The 14,821-nt window shown below is 60.0% G+C and carries 18 protein-coding genes; 6 read left to right on the top strand and 12 right to left on the bottom strand.

The window, feature by feature from the left end:
- Positions 1-19 precede the first annotated feature (19 nt).
- Together UNPA324_RS24590 and UNPA324_RS24595 are read right to left on the bottom strand one after the other, a co-directional pair.
- On the bottom strand, positions 20-391 hold the full coding sequence (locus UNPA324_RS24590; RefSeq protein ID WP_181769505.1) for a signal transduction histidine kinase: 372 nt from the start codon (positions 389-391) through the stop codon (positions 20-22).
- Between the two features lie 27 nt (positions 392-418).
- Positions 419-820, bottom strand: a complete 402-nt coding sequence (locus UNPA324_RS24595; RefSeq protein ID WP_141936385.1) for a hypothetical protein — start codon at positions 818-820, stop codon at positions 419-421.
- Positions 821-1,236: 416 nt separating this feature from the next.
- On the opposite strand from UNPA324_RS24595, the gene UNPA324_RS24600 reads away from it, so the two are divergent.
- Positions 1,237-1,440, top strand: a complete 204-nt coding sequence (locus UNPA324_RS24600) for a hypothetical protein (protein WP_228749543.1) — start codon at positions 1,237-1,239, stop codon at positions 1,438-1,440.
- 216 nt (positions 1,441-1,656) lie between these two features.
- On the opposite strand, the gene UNPA324_RS24605 is transcribed toward UNPA324_RS24600, so the two are convergent.
- From UNPA324_RS24605 to UNPA324_RS24640, 7 genes are all read right to left on the bottom strand, one after another.
- Positions 1,657-2,466, bottom strand: a complete 810-nt coding sequence (locus UNPA324_RS24605) for a transglutaminase-like domain-containing protein (RefSeq protein ID WP_141936388.1) — start codon at positions 2,464-2,466, stop codon at positions 1,657-1,659.
- 135 nt (positions 2,467-2,601) lie between these two features.
- The gene (locus tag UNPA324_RS24610) at positions 2,602-3,486 is read right to left on the bottom strand and encodes a transglutaminase family protein (RefSeq protein ID WP_038959674.1); all 885 of its coding nucleotides are present in this window, start codon (positions 3,484-3,486) and stop codon (positions 2,602-2,604) included.
- A gap of 226 nt (positions 3,487-3,712) precedes the next feature.
- The gene (locus UNPA324_RS24615; protein ID WP_502705470.1) at positions 3,713-4,453 is read right to left on the bottom strand and encodes a DUF1236 domain-containing protein; all 741 of its coding nucleotides are present in this window, start codon (positions 4,451-4,453) and stop codon (positions 3,713-3,715) included.
- A 127-nt stretch (positions 4,454-4,580) separates the two neighbouring features.
- Positions 4,581-4,829: a hypothetical protein gene (locus tag UNPA324_RS24625; protein ID WP_141936390.1), complete on the bottom strand. Its 249-nt coding sequence runs from the start codon at positions 4,827-4,829 to the stop codon at positions 4,581-4,583.
- A 48-nt stretch (positions 4,830-4,877) separates the two neighbouring features.
- Positions 4,878-5,231 (bottom strand): CsbD family protein, encoded by a 354-nt coding sequence (locus tag UNPA324_RS24630; RefSeq protein WP_141936393.1) that lies wholly within the window; start codon positions 5,229-5,231, stop codon positions 4,878-4,880.
- Between the two features lie 151 nt (positions 5,232-5,382).
- Positions 5,383-5,889, bottom strand: a complete 507-nt coding sequence (locus tag UNPA324_RS24635; protein ID WP_141939003.1) for a hypothetical protein — start codon at positions 5,887-5,889, stop codon at positions 5,383-5,385.
- Between the two features lie 107 nt (positions 5,890-5,996).
- Complete coding sequence (locus tag UNPA324_RS24640) at positions 5,997-7,016, bottom strand: fatty acid desaturase (RefSeq protein ID WP_141939005.1); 1,020 nt, start codon at positions 7,014-7,016, stop codon at positions 5,997-5,999.
- A 424-nt stretch (positions 7,017-7,440) separates the two neighbouring features.
- Between UNPA324_RS24640 and UNPA324_RS24645 the strand changes: the two genes are divergently transcribed.
- Positions 7,441-7,641, top strand: a complete 201-nt coding sequence (locus UNPA324_RS24645) for a hypothetical protein (RefSeq protein WP_039153451.1) — start codon at positions 7,441-7,443, stop codon at positions 7,639-7,641.
- A gap of 51 nt (positions 7,642-7,692) precedes the next feature.
- On the opposite strand, the gene UNPA324_RS24650 is transcribed toward UNPA324_RS24645, so the two are convergent.
- Both UNPA324_RS24650 and UNPA324_RS24655 read right to left on the bottom strand, forming a co-directional pair.
- A complete protein-coding gene (locus UNPA324_RS24650) occupies positions 7,693-8,469 on the bottom strand; it encodes a sensor histidine kinase (protein ID WP_141936395.1) in 777 nt (258 codons plus the stop codon).
- 89 nt (positions 8,470-8,558) lie between these two features.
- On the bottom strand, positions 8,559-8,942 hold the full coding sequence (locus UNPA324_RS24655) for a response regulator (RefSeq protein ID WP_141936397.1): 384 nt from the start codon (positions 8,940-8,942) through the stop codon (positions 8,559-8,561).
- Between the two features lie 855 nt (positions 8,943-9,797).
- On the opposite strand from UNPA324_RS24655, the gene UNPA324_RS24660 reads away from it, so the two are divergent.
- On the top strand, positions 9,798-10,088 hold the full coding sequence (locus UNPA324_RS24660; protein WP_232208627.1) for a DUF1488 family protein: 291 nt from the start codon (positions 9,798-9,800) through the stop codon (positions 10,086-10,088).
- Between the two features lie 223 nt (positions 10,089-10,311).
- Here UNPA324_RS24660 and UNPA324_RS24665 read toward each other — a convergent pair whose 3' ends face one another.
- Positions 10,312-10,626 (bottom strand): hypothetical protein, encoded by a 315-nt coding sequence (locus UNPA324_RS24665; protein ID WP_141936399.1) that lies wholly within the window; start codon positions 10,624-10,626, stop codon positions 10,312-10,314.
- A 744-nt stretch (positions 10,627-11,370) separates the two neighbouring features.
- On the opposite strand from UNPA324_RS24665, the gene hpaE reads away from it, so the two are divergent.
- From hpaE to UNPA324_RS24680, 3 genes are read left to right on the top strand one after another with little or no spacing between them, the layout of a single operon-like run.
- Positions 11,371-12,888 (top strand): 5-carboxymethyl-2-hydroxymuconate semialdehyde dehydrogenase, encoded by a 1,518-nt coding sequence (gene hpaE / locus UNPA324_RS24670; protein ID WP_141936401.1) that lies wholly within the window; start codon positions 11,371-11,373, stop codon positions 12,886-12,888.
- A 29-nt stretch (positions 12,889-12,917) separates the two neighbouring features.
- Positions 12,918-13,898 (top strand): 3,4-dihydroxyphenylacetate 2,3-dioxygenase, encoded by a 981-nt coding sequence (gene hpaD, locus UNPA324_RS24675; RefSeq protein ID WP_141936403.1) that lies wholly within the window; start codon positions 12,918-12,920, stop codon positions 13,896-13,898.
- A gap of 37 nt (positions 13,899-13,935) precedes the next feature.
- Entirely contained in the window at positions 13,936-14,805 is an 870-nt protein-coding gene (locus UNPA324_RS24680; RefSeq protein WP_141936405.1) for a fumarylacetoacetate hydrolase family protein, read from the top strand.
- Positions 14,806-14,821: the final 16 nt, after the last annotated feature.

Below are 14,821 nucleotides of genomic sequence, written 5' to 3' on the forward strand. Positions count from 1 at the left end.
CATTCTCGGAATCAGAGACTCAGGCCATCCTGTGAAATGCCGGTGGCAACGTCTCTCGAACCAGTTGACTCAGATCCAGCGCCTCCCCGCTGTCCGCAATGTCGGAGAATAGAACCTCGACGAAGGGATGCTGTCGGTTGAATACCGCGCCTCGCTGGTATTTCGCGCTCACGATCCGCTGAAGTGCGGGAAGGTTCAGTCTGCCAAGCGCATTGTATTGATCGCGAAACAGGCTTTGTCGCCCACCACCATGCTCGATGGAGTCCGCCCAGACGTCCATCACCTTCCGCCCAATAAACGCTTCCACGCAATCATTTCCATCCTGAGCGAGAAGCCTTAGTCCATCCATGACGTGTGGTCCGTCATCGACCCGAAACTGTGTAAGCGACATGGGAGTCCTCCTGTTATCGGCGTCCATCTACATCGGCGGGCAGTCGTGGACTGCTCCTCCCTCGTTGTCCCATCGCGACAGCGCCAGGGCACTTGATCTTGCATCGGCAGGCGAGTCTTCTGTCACCGGTAATTTGCCGCGACCGGCATCATCCTTGTGGTTGTGAAGAAACCGGGCGATTTGGCTGCGGAGCGCCGATGTCGCCAGTAACTTGCCGACCGACCCCGCAGTGTCGAAGATCGGCCGTTGCAGCGTCGTCGGCAGGGCGTTCCATCGTATGATGATGGCCGCGCCCAGACACCGCAAAACACGTTCTTCTTGGGCCGCAAGGGCTGCACCATACGAGCGGTTCTCATCCGGATCGGGCGGGTGCTCGGCCAGTTCGCCGTGCTTGGCTTCTCTCGCCCGAGATTGCTGAGATCTAAACATGCCGGGCCCCTTTCGTTGAAAGTCGCGGCCCTTCCGAACAAACCCCGATGGGGTGATCAGACTCAAATAGATATGGGGATCAAAGGTCCGGACAACGAGCCCAGGGTCCAAATAAACTTGCACGATAGTTGGCATCGTTTGGCGTCCAGCGTGGTGCAAAGAGCATTGCCGCGGACTGCGATGATCCCGTCGAACTCCCTGTCGTGAGCAATATTGACCAGCGTGCGGCGCTGCCGGGTCCATACTGCTGCGATCGCACCGGCCGTGGGCGCCGATCGGTGAGAGAGAGTTCGACAGTGCCGCTACCTTTATTCCGCAGGGGGCGAGCGTGCTCGGGTCAGAGGCCAGGACCCCTAACACCTCGCGCGACGCTGCGACCGGTGCTGGCTTTCGAGTGCCACAGTGAGGACGATGAAATGAAAACGCTGCCGTGGAACGATCTGGATCGTCACGATTGGGCTACCCGGGCATCCGAGGCTCTGGCGCAAGCAAGGCAGTTGCCGCCTGGAGCGATGCGATTCGAAGCCATCAGAAAAGCCGAGCAACTTGGCTTTGCCGCTGAGATGAGGAAATGGCTGATACCGAAGAAGCCCAACGGCGCCCCGAAAGTGACTGGCTGACGGCGATCTCGGTTTCGAAACGGTGAAGTGCTGATTTGGGCGAGAAGCCCAGGCCCAGAGAGCAGACCAGAAGGGCTTTCCTAAAGGAACGGCCCCAGGGCGTGGGGGCGCGCTGGGGCCGTCATTTCATCGGATGCGTGGGGGCACTTGCATCCGGTCGCCCGTTACCAAGCAACGCCGCCGACATTCGTTCCAGGAAAGCCGCAAGTCGCGTTGCTAGGAAGTGATCTCGTCGGTCCACACCTTAAAGCTCACCAGGGTGTTGGGCCCGAAGGTCTGCGTAATCGGAACGTCAGCAGCGTCACGTCCCTGGGCAATCAGGATGCGTCCAATCCGTGGCACGTTGTTGCGCGGATCGAACGCGTACCAACGTCCGCCAATGTAGGCCTCGAACCATCCGGCGAAGTCTCCTGGGGCATAGGGGGGTGGCATGCCGATGTCGCCCAAATACCCGGTGCAGTACCTTGCCGGAATGTTCATGCAGCGGCAGAACGTAATGGCCAGATGCGCAAAGTCGCGACAAACGCCCTTGCCCTCGTGGTACACTTCCCGGGAGGTCTTGGTGGCGCGCGCGTGCTCGTAGCCGAATTGAATGTGATTGTGGACGAAATCGCAGATCGCCTGAACGCGCGCCCATCCGGGCGGTCGCTTCTCGAAGAGCTTCCACGCGGTGTCGGATAGCTGGTCGGTTTCGCAATAGCGACTGCCGAGAAGATACACGATCGTCTCTGCCGGCAAGTCCTCGACCGCGTGTTGGGAAGCCGAGGGCACGGTGGCGTCTGGCAAGCCCGTGTCGCGAATGATGCCATCAGCCGCCAGCCGCAGTCGACCGGCTGGAGCAACGATACGGCTGCACCAGTTACCGAAGCTATCGCGGTATGGGTTGATCGCCACCGGAGGATCAGTGGTCAGATAGTCAGGCACGATAACGTCGGAAGCCCTGGTAAAATGAACGCCCAGGACCATGATCATGGGTGTGGGCTGCGGAAACTCGTAGATCATCTCATAGCCGACCCGGATCTTCACTCGGCGTCCTCCAAGGTCGAGAAGGCTGCTCGACCGCTTCGATCTTGTGTGTGCTCACCCTACACTCGCGACACAGCGCGGCGCGAACCCCAACGCCCTGGTGGTACTTGTGTTCCAGCCACGTCATCACAGCAGCTACAATAGAGCCGACGCCGTTTTGACGTTGACCTCCACATTCATCCCAAGCTCGTCCTCGCGACTTCCCCAATAGGTGCCGAACAGGGGAATGGCCTGGCTCGGGATTCTGGCCACCGCGACGCGAATTAAGTCCCGGTTTCCGACGATGCCGTTGGTCGGATCGAACTCGACCCAGCCCGAACCGGGGACGTAAATCTGGCACCAGGCATGAGTGGCTCCCCCACCCAGCCAGGTAGGTCCATCGCGATCCGGTACGTAGATGTAGCCCGTGATAAAGCGCGCGGCGAAGCCCAGACTGCGTGCGGCTTCAATCATCAAAACGGCAAAGTCCCTGCAGGTGCCTTTCCTCAGTTCAAGTGTGGTGGAGGGAATTTGAGTTCCTGGCGCCGTGCGGCGGTCATATGCGAAGCCATCCGAGATTGCTTCATTGAGGGTCATCAGGAGCTGGCCCGTCGGACGTTTCGTCCCCCGCGTGAGAAAGGTGTCCAGCCACCGGCCAACATGATCTTCCGGGTCGGAGAACCATCTCTGAACATAAGGTGCCAGGTCAGGCGCCTCTTCGTCATGATACGTGAATGGATGGTCCGTCGCGTAATCCTCAATCCTGAAGTCCGGGGCGTTCTCCGGAGTGTGGTCAACCTTGATTTCACAGTCGAATCGCAAGTAATCGCTCGCGCGGTCAAATTCGATGTGCGCGACGCAATTCCCAAAGACATCATGAAGCCATCTCACCTCTGAGGGCTTCGGCGTCACATCGAGCGAGAAGTCAATCAGTCGTTGATCGAAGCTGTCCCGCGGACGCGCCATTAGCTGATGCCGGCCGAGCCTTACCTCGCGCTCGTACCGGTACGTTGTACTATGCCGGACGATGAAGATCGCCATGATGTCGCCGGTCGACGAGGGTTAAGGGCTCACGATTCGCTCGGTTGATGGCGACGATCGCATTCCCACGGGAAATGTATCTGAATTTGCCGACAACTGACGAGATCTTCGGAAGGGCGTGGCGCAAGTGATGCCAGGGCAGGTTCGCATGTCTGGTTGACCCATACAACAAGGGCGGCTCTCGAGCCGCCCTCGTAACTGCCTGTCATACGCCTGGCGTGGTCGCCTAGCCTTCGATGATGTAGACGATCTCGTGGGTGCGCGGGCGAAGAACGATGTACCTTCCGTGCACGAGGATGAAATCGTATCCACGCCATTCCGGATAGATCTCGACGATACGTGCCGGCATCGGGTAATAACGGACGCCCGCCGGCACGGCTGTTCCGACCGAGAGGTTGAAGTTCACGTTTGCAACTTCCTCGACCTTCTCTTGCTTCATCGCCGAACTGATCTGGGTGCGCTTCTCGGCGGGAGGCGTCGCTGTCGCTGCGGTTGCGGCGTTGCCGGTCGTCTTGTTGTCCGAGGTCGAGGGCTTGGTCTCGGCAGTCGGAGTCTTCAAGTCCTTCGAGGTCGCGGCCGAATCTGACGATTTTGTCTTGCTTTCGGCTTTCATCTCGCTCGCCGCCTTGCCGCCCGAAGGCGACGTCGTTTCGGCGGCCGGATTCTTCAGGTCCTTCGTGGCGGCCGGCGTCGTTGACTCCGAGGCCTTCGACTTGCCATCGGCCTTCATGTCAACGGTCGTTTTCGCATCCGGCTTGCCCTGCGCATGTTGGGGCGCCATCTCCTTTGACCCAGCACCTGGGGTAGCCTTCTCGACTCCCTTTGCCGCCGGTGCATTCATCGGCGCCGCGGGATCACCTTTCGGCGAAGCGGCCGTCGGAGAGTCCTTCGCCGCTCCTTGGTTGGCGCCTTGAGCTGTCGCAAACCCGGTTGTGGCCAATAGGGCCGCAACGGCCGCAGAAACCATTAATGACTTTCTCATCTGATTTTCCAATTCAATCTATGCCGACGGAGCCGGCCATAGGGTGCAACGGCTCCGACCTCCTAGAGTTCCGCTTTCTCCGATTGAACCATCACGCGAGCTGCGCAAGCCGTCATCGACGGCGGGCGATGGCAACTCCCAGCAGGAAGGCGACCAGCAGAGAGCCAAGAGGGGCTTCGCGCGCGATATTGCTCAGGATGCTCAGCGGCATTCCTGGCTTTCGTCCTGCTTCTATCGCACCCGCAACCCGATTGGCCGTTCCCTTCACGGCGTCGGAGACTTCCGCGATAGGAGATTTCGGCTCTGAAGCAGGATCCAGGCTTTCGTGGGGGAAGGGGGCGAGCGGGATGTCGTCACTCATGATTCAATCTCCAAACCAGCAATTGCTCGGCTGCACCCGTCCCAAACGCTATCGTGCGCGCCGCGTCGGGCGCGCAAGCCATTGCGCCAACACAAATCCGATCGCGCCGGCGATCAGCATCGAACCGAGCGGATTATCCTGCACCTTCCTGGCGATCGCTTGTTTGCCGTCGCGGAAGGTCTCGCCGCTATTCTCATAGGCGTCCTTGGCGTAGTCGGCGGCGGCATCCGTAACGTCGCGCGCTGCGTCCTTGGCTTGGCCGTACAGGTTCTGCGCGGTGCCTTTCGCCTCGCGGAGGCGGCCCGCTGCCTGGCTCTTTGCATCTCCGGCGATATCGCCGACGGTGCCCTCGAGCTTACCGGCGAATTCCTTCGCCGAACCGGCAATGCGATCGTTCTCCATAGCAGATACTCCCTGGGGGTGAAAGTCTCGGCGAGCTAACTGGCAGGACCCCGCGACGTTCCTGCGCGCACAGAGCGCGGCCTGCAAATGTGGTTGCGATCTGAGCTCCCAGCGGTCCACGCCTGCCGCTCGACCGCGCCGAAGAGACGGATCAAGATCGCCAGGAAAGCCGCTTTCGCTTCTGCGCAGCCTTGAAGTCCAAGGCATGTCGTTGAACAGCGCGCTTGGCATTGAAGCTCCAGCCGCGCACGAGTTGCCATGCCGGCAGGGAAGCGACCCAGTCCTGGCCTTGGCAAAACCTGTCGTGGCACCAGGCGAAAGCAGGAATTGACATCAGCTTGTCGCGGTTGACGCAGAAGAGCCGCTCGATGAGCAGGAGTTTGAGAAGCTCGCCGACGATGAGGAGCGCAAACCCGCGACCGATGTGCCCGGTCGCCGTCAGGTAAGCCGCAAGAGGCTTGACAGGTTCAAGCAAGATGACCGGCACGAGGAACAGTGCCAGAGCCGGATATGGGCGAAGCGACTCGATCCACGCTCGCACGCGCTCGAAAACCCAGCAGTTCGCCAACCGGCGAAAGACAGGTTTGAAGAGAGTGAAAAAGACCGCGTCCACCAGGAAGTAGATGGCTGCGATCAGAAACACAAAGGGTTTGAACATGCGGCTCAAGCTGGTTCTCCAATGAACCAAGCGCGAACCCATCGTTAAGTTCACGAATTCAAGCGGTGAATTCCAGGACTCGCAACGGAACCATTGCTCTGCGTCCCTTATGGCGCGCGACCAAGCCTTATGTCCGCGTCCCGAAACGAAATGAGCCGTCGCTCCTTCTCGTCCCACAAGGCCTTCGGCACACATCGCAAGCTCTGGACGAGGGTGATTCGGCCCACATTTGCGAGTTCTGGATGATCCCGGAGCACGTCCGGCAGCCGATAGCAGGGAATTCGACTGCATAGATGATGGACGTGGTGGACGCCGATGTTCGCGGTGAACCAGCGCAAGACCCACGGCAAGTGATAGTGCGAACTGCCATAGAGCGCAGCTTCGTGAAAGCTCCAGGCTTCATCGCGTGACCATGAGGTGTTCTCGAACTGGTGTTGAACATAGAACAGCCAGACGCCGATCGACGCAGCCAGAATCATGATCGGCAGATGCACCAGCAGGAATGGCCCAAGGCCTACCAGTCGGATCATGCCGGCGACCAGAACCGCGATGGCGACGTTCGTGCCCATTGTGCTCAGCCAGGGCTGCCAGCCGTTACGCATCATCCCAATCGGCAATCGATGCCGCAAGATGAACAGATATGTCGGGCCCACGCCAAACATGACGATCGGATGCCGGTACAGGCGATAGAGAATCTGGCGCCATCGAGACTGAGCGGCAAACTCGCTCACGGTCAATGTGTCGATGTCGCCCGAACCTCTATGATCGAGATTGCCAGAACTCGCGTGATGTCGCGCATGGTTGCGCCGCCAATAATCGTAGGGAGTTAAAGTGAAAATGCCGATGGCTCGGCCGATCCAATCGTTTGCAAGCCGACTGCGAAAGAAAGACCCATGGCCGCAGTCATGCTGGATCATGAAGAGACGAACGAGCAGGCCTGCCGCGGGCACGGCCAGCAGCAGGCCAATCCCATGGCCGCGGACAACGCCGACGAGCATCAGAGCCCAGATGATAGAAAAGGGTACTGCCGTGATCACCAGCTCGAAAATGCCTCGCGCGTCATCGGGTTGGCGATACCGGGCGAGCAGCGCTGCCAGCGCGCGGGTTTCCGGTGGATGTTGAACCATCTCTAGCTGCTTTCGGAGTGGACCCGCCAAAGCCAAGGCCGCGACATTATCGACGACCGAAATGATCACGACGAGCCCGGGTTCGGCACGAGGTAACCAATGACACCGAGCACCGCGCCGATAAGCGACGCGGTGCTATCGCACGACATGCGTTGATCAGATCCAATGCTAATCCGCATCCGGATGTCTTGCTGAGCAATATTGCTCAGTCAGAGCCAGCGCTTGAAAGCACGCGGGTTGAACGAGGCTGCACGGTCTACGAATGCCGCGAATGCGGGCCGGACCTCTTTACCGATCTTGCAATCACTTCTCCGAAAATGTGAGCAATATTGATCAGCGGCCGGTCAGGTGGTGCGCGATCTTGGTGCTTTGCCGTCCGATTCGCTTCACGACTACAGGTGACGACCCCGCAAAGGAGCATCACATGCCCGAAATCTTCGCACGCCCCGAGCCCTCGCTTATTCCGATCGCAAGACCGCGCTGTCCGAAGTGCCAAGGCCGCATGACGCTGACCCGGATCGAATCGGACCACGGCCATCCCGACCTGCGAACTTTCGAATGCTCCAATTGCGAACTCGTCTGCCGGCTGACGGCAGATGAACAAGTAAAATCGCTCAAGACCTAGGGGCCCGAAGCCCGAAAAGGGAGTCCACTCACGCGATACGTCGCGCACCAGCTATGTGGCCGGGGTGCTCAGTGCGGCTATCGGCGCATCGAACGTGTACGAGAACCCCGTCGACGCATAGGTAAAATGCACGTCGCCCCGCAACTGCTTGCCGAGCGTTTCGATCAGCCGTGTTCCGAAGCTGCGCCTTGCGGGCGGCTGGACGATCGGGCCATTCTTTTCGGTCCAGGTGAGGTGCAAGCGTTGTGTCGCTTGGTCCACCGTCCAGATGATGTCGACGCGTCCCTCCGGGACCGACAGGGCGCCAAACTTGGTGGTATTCGTGCAAAGCTCGTTGAGCGTCATCGCGACGGCGATGACGGCACCCGACGCCATCCGGATATCGGGTCCCGTGATCGAGAATTTCGATTCGTCGGGATTGTCGAAGGCTTCGATGGCGCTGCGAACGACCGTGCCAAGATCGGCGCTGGACCATTTTGCCTGCAGAAGGAGATCGTGCGCCCGGCCGAGTGCCAAGAGCCGGCCCTCGATGGCGCGCTGCGCGTGCTCAACCCCCTGCAGGTTGCGCAGGCTCTGGGAGACGATTGCGGCGACGGTCGCGAGCGTGTTCTTGATGCGGTGATGCAGCTCTTCGAGGATCAGCTTCTGCAGCTTGTCGGATGCCTCGCGTTCTTTGGCATCGATACCGGCCTTGGCAAGCAGGCTCCTCGTATTGATCTCAGCCTGCGCCAGGAGTAGCCGCAGGCTGACATTCTCCGCCGCCAGAAAGTCCTGGTGGAATTCTGCGCCGCCGGGGCGCTTGTCCGTACGGAGATCAACTTCAAGCATTTGCAACTGTATCACCTTGGGCTGGGTACCGCACTTGATTTCGGCCGAGCATTCCCTCTGGCGGCATCCGGCGCCAAGAACGACGAGATTCAGGCGTGGCCAATCATGCTGCGTAACTCAGCTATGATTTGCCAGGCTTGGAGTGGTTTGCCAAAAAATCTGCTGCAGGGGGGAAGATCGATGCTCGATGGGTTCAATTGTCCCGACACCAGGATGATCTTGATCGCCGGCCAACGGTTATGCACGGTATGCGCAAGACCTAGGCCGTCCATGCTGCCGGGCAACTGAATGTCGGTGCACATGAGCGCGATGTCGGACCTGGATTCCAGGATTGCGACGGCTTCGTCGGTATCCAGAGCTTCAAGCGGCGTGTAACCGGCGTCTTCCACCATGTCGACCGCGCGCATGCGGAGCATCATCTCGTCCTCTACGACGAGAACGACGGCCGGACTGCGTGAAAGATCGGGCACCATCGGATGGGCATCCACGGGAAAACGGGTGCGACTGAAACAAGCGATTGATCTGAGACAAGCATCTCGGTGCCCCTACGATCCATGCCCAGGTGCTGTTTTCCTAGATCTCCGAGTTTCGGCCTGAACGGTGGAGCGCGGGAAGAACATAGCTCTCAACCGTCATTTTGCTGGCACGCCGACCCTGCCGCTGAAATGTTCGAGCATTTCAGCGGCGTTCTCCAGGATCGTAGCCATTTTCATCGCATCCGCACGCTCGTCTCCCGGCGGCATCTTGTGGGCTCTATCCAGGGCGTCTGCCGCCCGGATGTTCAGCCTGCAAGCTAACGACGATTGGACTCGCTTGGCTGGCAGCAATGAGCTGTCGGCTTGAGCCGACTGCGCTGGCTCGCCGTGGGGGGTTACCATTGAATGAGCATCGCAGCAGCGATCAGCAACACGAAGAAGATCGGCAGCAGTACCGGAGGCACCAGCCACTCGCGAACGCTGAATTTGGAGATATTTGACATAGTAACCGCCTCTAGGTCGCGGCGGGAGCACAATGCTCTCAGTCACCGATAACAGCCGAGGGGCGGGCGGTGATGTCTAGGATATAGTGCCGATCCGCAGAATAACGAGGCCAGGCGCAACTATTTGCTGCGACAGGATCGAGCGGGGTTGTAATCCGCTTCCAGCATAGCCATTTGGAAGGTGGCGCAACCGGATCGCTCCAAACTCCCTCCGTTCGCGCCAAGCTTTGGCTACCGCACATCTTGTCAGCGTATCGACCGGTTGCACGCGAGTGCGTCGGAGACAGGATCGGCTATCGCCATCGAATATGCCGCGACGCAAATCGCGTGCAGCCGGCACGGAGGTCTCGTGCTCCGACAACTGATCGGCCCCGACAACATGATCGAGTTTCCGAACCATAGCCGGTCATATGACCGCACGCGGCGTGCCGTACGATTTTGGGGACACGACAGCGCTATTGAGGCATCGTTTTTCATCAACGAAAATGCGCTGAAGCGAATTCAACCAGATATCGGTTACGACGAGTCGGGTTTTCTGCGCGCGTTCGATTCCAATCGCGACTTGATATGCGCCGCCGCTGCCAAGGTGTACGTCCGCGGCAGCAGGGGCTCTTACGACCTGGTCCCCGCAAATTTTTGAACCGATCGTGCTTCTGGACTTCACTTGATCGGCGAAACTGCTCGATGTGCTTCGACCTGGCCATCTGAATACTCTCCACTGGCCACGAGGGGTAGCGGCAAAGTTTAACCGAGACTGCGCGTCAGACGCCGAGTGAAGCGTTCGATCTATGCCATTTGAAGATGGCCTCAATGAAAATGGCCGCGGAGTACTCCGCGGCCATTCATAGATATCCTTTCGTCCCTCAGTAGCGGTCGGTCCCGATTCCGACGCTCACGCCGGGAGCGCGGAAGCCGACGCCGGCACGGTCGTCATAGCCGCGCCGCTCGATGTAACGCTCGCGAGGAGCATATCCGTAAGCATCGCGCCCGTCGCGCATGATAACATGGCGTTCGCCGCGTTCGCGCCAGCAGCGACCATCTTCATTGCAGACCATGCGAACGTTTTGAATGTTGCTCTCCGGCGCAATCGAAACGCTGGCGGAAAGTGGGGCGGCTGAAGCGGCGGTCACAATAAGCGTACTTGCGGCGGCTGCCAGAGTGATTGCGAAGGTTTTCATAATAGCATTTCTCCAAAAGTGATTGTGTCAGTGAGCCAATAGGCTCGCGACAGGATTGTTCCAGGAACTCGACTGTGAATGTTTTCAACGCAGGTGCTGGCGAGGAGCAGGGTTTCCAAGTTGATGGCGGCTTGATACCCACACCCGAGAAAACCCGCCTGACGTCGGACGCGAAGGGGCGCGGGGCCCCTCGGTTAATCGCGACCTAGACTGGAAGTCGGTATCGGTGATTACGTCTCCGGGATTTGAGCCTGCTCGCGATCATATTAGACCGCAATGATGGCGCACGAACCCCCCGCGCCTTGGATGCATCGATCTACCGCCAGTAACCCGCTGCCACGCGCGCAACCCCCGGTGGCGTTCGGACCCTATCCTCACTGGGAGAGGAGCTTCATCATTTGGAAATGCTTGCTAAGCAATTGATGTTACTAGCGGCCGAATTCGGCTATTTTTCCAAACGCGCTTTGAAATCATTGGAAAATCAAACTGATTTTGATTCCGCCATTCGGAGGTTCGATCCCTCCCGCCCCAGCCAATGTTCAAGCTGACAATCACGTTCACGCGCCGCTCCGGCGATTGTGGCCGCTTCGGTCGTGCAGGCGGGGGCTCCCGCCTGGCCGCGGGGCTTATTCAGTCAGCTTGCGCCTGCCTCGAGGCAAAACTCCTTGACAGCGGCCGGAATACTTAACATGTTAAGTAAAATGCTGCCGCTCGCAAGCGGCTCGAACGAGGGAGTGAACCGTGATGTCCAAGCTTGCGGAAAACATCGCCAAGGCGGAACGCTACCTCGCCCGGTTCACGCAGCATGGGGTGCTCAATCGGATCGGCGGCGAAGACGTTCCGGCCGCAGACGGTGCGGTCTTCGAAACGATCTCTCCGGTCGATCTGAAGCCGCTCGCTAAGGTGTCGCACGGAAAGGCGGCCGACATTGATCGGGCCGCAAAGGCCGCGCACGCGGCCTTTGCGCAATGGGCCGAGACATCCGGGGAGGCCCGGAAAGCGCTCTTGCACCGGGTTGCCGACGCCATCGTCGCCCGCGCCGAAGAAATCGCCTTCGTCGAATGCATGGATACCGGGCAGTCCCTCAAATTCATGGCCAAGGCGGCGCTGCGGGGAGCCGAGAATTTTCGCTTCTTTGCCGACCGCGCCCCCGAGGCGCGCGATGGCAAGTCGCTTCGGACGGATGGCCAGGTGAACATGACCACCCGCGTGCCGATCGGCCCGGTGGGCATCATCACGCCCTGGAATACGCCCTTCATGTTGTCGACGTGGAAGATCGCGCCGGCGCTCGCGGCCGGCTGCACCATCGTTCACAAGCCGGCCGAATTCTCGCCGCTGACTGCGCGTCTGCTGGTCGAGATCGCGGAAGAGGCCGGTCTGCCCAAAGGCGTCTGGAATCTCGTCAACGGTTTTGGCGAAGACGCCGGCAAGGCGCTGACCGAGCACCCGCTCGTCAAGGCGATCGGATTCGTCGGAGAAAGCCGCACCGGCTCGATGATCATGAAGCAGGGCGCCGATACGCTGAAGCGCGTTCATTTCGAACTGGGCGGCAAAAACCCGGTGATCGTGTTCGCGGATGCCGACCTCGATCGCGCCGCGGACGCAGCTTTGTTCATGATCTACTCTCTCAACGGTGAACGCTGCACCTCCTCCTCGCGTCTTCTCGTCGAGGCGAGCATCTACGACAAATTCACCGCGACGGTCGCCGAGAAGGCCGGCCGGATAAAAGTGGGGCATCCGCTCGATCCCGAGACCGTCATCGGACCGTTGATCCATCCGGTGCACGAGAAGAAGGTCCTGGATTACGTCGAGATCGGCAGATCGGAGGGCGCGACGATTGCCACCGGCGGCCGCAAGGTCGATGGTCCCGGCGGCGGCTGCTACGTCGCCCCGACGCTCTTTACCGGCGCCAACAACCAAATGCGCATCGCACAGGAGGAAATCTTCGGCCCCGTCCTGACGGCGATTCCATTCAACGACGAGGCGGAGGCGCTCGCGCTCGCCAACGACGTTCAGTATGGCCTCACCGGCTATCTCTGGACTGCCGACGTCACGCGTGCCTTCCGCTTCACCGACCGGCTGCAAGCCGGAATGATCTGGGTCAATTCGGAGAATGTTCGCCACCTGCCGACGCCCTTTGGCGGCGTGAAGAGCTCGGGCATTGGACGCGACGGCGGGGATTGGTCGTTCGATTTCTATATGGAGACGAAGAACGTCGCGTTCGCCACCACCGCGCACAAGATCCAGAAATTGGGCGGCTAAGCGGTCCGCAGCAAACCAAGGAGGACATCATGGCATTGCCGACGCCCAACCTTTATCCGCCATTCAATATCGTGCGTCTCAGTCACGTCGAATTTGGCGTGAGCGACCTTGGCAAGTCCCGCGCGTTCTATGTCGACACGCTCGGTCTGCAGGTGACGGACGAGAGCCCCGATGCAATCTATCTTCGGGCGATGGAAGAGCGCGGCCACCATTGCATCGTGCTGAAGAAGTCCGACAAGATCGAGGCCCGCGATCTCGGCTTCAAGGTGTTCGGCGAACAGGACCTCGACAAAGCGGCCCAATTCTTCAAGAGCAAGGAATTGCCGGTCGAATGGGTGGAGCGTCCCTATCAGTCGCGCACGTTCCGCACCCGCGATCCGCACGGCATTCCGCTCGAGTTCTATTCGAAGATGGACCGGTTGCCGCCGATCCATCAGAAGTACGCTCTTTACAAGGGTGTGAAGCCGCTCCGCATCGACCACTTCAATTGCTTCTCGCCGAACGTCGACGAATCCGTCGCTTTCTACAACGAGATCGGCTTCCGCGTGACGGAGTACACGGAGGACGAGGAGACCGGACGCTTATGGGCAGCCTGGACCCACCGCAAAGGCGGCGTTCACGACTTGGCGTTCACCAATGGCCGCGGCCCGCGCCTGCACCACACGGCATTCTGGGTGCCGACTCCGCTCAACATCATCGATCTTCTTGACCTCATGGCGACTACCGGATGGGTTTCCAACATCGAACGTGGTCCGGGCCGCCACGGCATCTCGAATGCCTTCTTCCTTTATATCCTCGATCCGGATGGCCATCGGATCGAAATCTACTGCTCGGATTACCAGACGGTCGATCCCGATCTCGAGCCGATCAAATGGGACCTGAAAGATCCGCAGCGTCAGACGCTATGGGGGGCGCCCGCGCCGAAATCCTGGTTCGAGCATGGCAGCCTGTTCGCCGGAATCCAGCCGCGCGACGCCGAACTGGCGGCCCAGCCGATCATCGCCCCCTGATCGGGTCGGGGCCCCAGCCAACAAGGAAGGCCCACGCATGTCTCGTCCGAGGTTCATCAGTTTCAACCGCAACGGTTCGCTCGGCTACGGCTTGTTGCTGGAAAGTGGCGTGGTCGATCTGTCCGGACGTCACGGCAAGCGCTGGCCCACCTTGCGCCAGGTGATCGAGGACGGCGCGCTGCTGTCGCTGGCCGAGGCGAGCGCCGCGCTAGCGCCGGATTTTCTGGTCGAAGACATCCGCTATGAGATTCCGGTGCCGGCACCGGAAAAGATCATCTGCGTCGGCGTCAACTTTCCCGACCGCAACGAGGAATACAAGGACGGGCAGGCGGCCCCCTCGAATCCCTCGCTCTTCATCCGCTTTCCGCGCTCGTTCACCGGCCATGAACAGGCTCTGCTGCGTCCCCCGGAGAGTCCGCAGCTCGATTACGAAGGCGAAATCGTCATCGTGATCGGCAAGGGCGGTCGCAGGATTGCGAAAGCCGAGGCGCTGGGCCACATCGCCGCGCTATCGCTCTGCAACGAGGGCACGATCCGCGATTGGGTCAGGCACGCCAAGTTCAACGTGACGCAGGGCAAGAACTTCGACGCGACCGGTTCGATGGGACCCTGGCTCATCCCCTATACCGACGAGAGCCAGCTTTCCGACATCAAACTGGAGACGCGCGTCAACGGCGAAGTCCGCCAGCAGGACCGCACCAGCCGGATGATCTTCTCCTTCCGCAAGATCATCAACTACATCTCGACGTTCACGACCTTGGTTCCCGGCGACGTCATCGTCACAGGCACGCCGACGGGAGCCGGCGCACGCTTCGATCCGCCGATCTGGCTGAAGCCCGGCGACGTCGTCGAGGTGGAAGCGGAGGGCATTGGCGTGCTCCGCAATACGGTTGCAGATGAGGCATGATATTCGTCGGCCGCCA

Source organism: Bradyrhizobium sp. UNPA324, from assembly GCF_006658635.1.
Taxonomy (GTDB): domain Bacteria; phylum Pseudomonadota; class Alphaproteobacteria; order Rhizobiales; family Xanthobacteraceae; genus Bradyrhizobium; species Bradyrhizobium nanningense.